This window comes from Escherichia sp. MOD1-EC5950, from assembly GCF_002965345.1.
GTDB lineage: Bacteria > Pseudomonadota > Gammaproteobacteria > Enterobacterales > Enterobacteriaceae > Escherichia > Escherichia marmotae.
Window position 1 is genome coordinate 1 of record NZ_PTSR01000100.1, and the last position, 1,048, is coordinate 1,048.

Annotated in this window: 3 protein-coding genes; 1 reads left to right on the forward strand and 2 read right to left on the reverse strand. The window is 50.0% G+C overall.

Annotated features, from left to right (window positions below; translation table 11 throughout):
• On the forward strand, positions 1-182 hold a 182-nt coding region (locus BEA93_RS24440; RefSeq protein ID WP_123058263.1), incomplete at its 5' end, for a DUF2726 domain-containing protein.
• A gap of 16 nt (positions 183-198) precedes the next feature.
• On the opposite strand, the gene vapC is transcribed toward BEA93_RS24440, so the two are convergent.
• Together vapC and vapB are read right to left on the reverse strand one after the other, a co-directional pair.
• Positions 199-597 carry a type II toxin-antitoxin system tRNA(fMet)-specific endonuclease VapC gene (vapC, locus tag BEA93_RS24445; RefSeq protein ID WP_000911308.1) on the reverse strand — a complete coding sequence of 133 codons (399 nt, stop codon included), beginning with the start codon at positions 595-597 and terminating at the stop codon, positions 199-201.
• Positions 597-824, reverse strand: a complete 228-nt coding sequence (vapB, locus tag BEA93_RS24450) for a toxin-antitoxin system antitoxin VapB (protein WP_000450523.1) — start codon at positions 822-824, stop codon at positions 597-599. The genes vapC and vapB overlap by 1 nt, the downstream gene beginning before the upstream one ends.
• Positions 825-1,048 lie beyond the last annotated feature (224 nt).

A 1,048-nucleotide genomic window follows, 5' to 3' on the forward strand; every position in this document is an offset into this window, starting at 1 on the left:
AGCAGGATTTCACTGTCAGGGCCATTATCGAACTGGATGATCGCTCTCATCTGCGCCCGGAACGTCAGCGCCGGGATGCGTTATTTAATCTGGTTGTCATTCAGGCCGGTATTCCGTTGCACCGGCCTCGTTCTGTCAAACAGGCCAGAGAAGTGGCTGACGGTATTCTCAGGCGTGTCTGAACCGGAAGTGAGGGCATTAACACCAGTCTTCCAGACGAAGGCCGGCGATACGTTCAAACTCCCGGGTATTGTTTGTGACCACAATGAGTCCCCGGCTGCGGGCATGACCGGCAATCATCTGGTCAAATGGTCCCACCGGACGTCCCTGACGGGCGAGCTCAGCACGGATCTGACCGGTATGTGTGGCAGCAGCGCAGTCATAATCCAGTACGTCAAGACGCGAAATAAATCCTTCGATAATCGCGAGATTCCGCTCCGGAAACTGACTTTTTTCAGCACCGTATACCAGTTCCATCACGGTCACTGAGCTGATGCACATTCGCCCTGTATTCAGATTGAAACGCTCCCGGATATGCGCTGGTTTATTTTTGATGGTGAAAATACAGATATTGGTATCCAGCATGAATTTCAGCATCAGAACGACTCCCTTTCCTGTACAGCGGGTTGTTCTCTGTCATTCATGAAATCTGCGCTGACACTATCGCCATCGAACCAGCTGTCCCAGGACTCTCCTGCCGGGGTAATGATCCGGGTACGGCCAACAGCAATAACGTCGACTTTTTTTACGTCTTCAGGCAGGGCTACAGCCTTCGGCAGCCTGACTGCCTGACTCCGGTTACTGAGAAATACGGTTGTTTCCATGAGGCACCTCACTATGGATATACGTGATGTATATCCATAGTGAGGTGTGATGTGGGATATGTCAATGGTATATCCCGTTTAATAATTAACAGGCTTTTCATCGTTTTTGTTCTTTAACAATCGGGCGTCCCTATGAGTTCAACCAAGCATATCACGCAGGGTGGGCAGGTATTCAGCTATATGCTGAATATGTTCATGCAGGTAAACAAACGCGTTTCATTCTG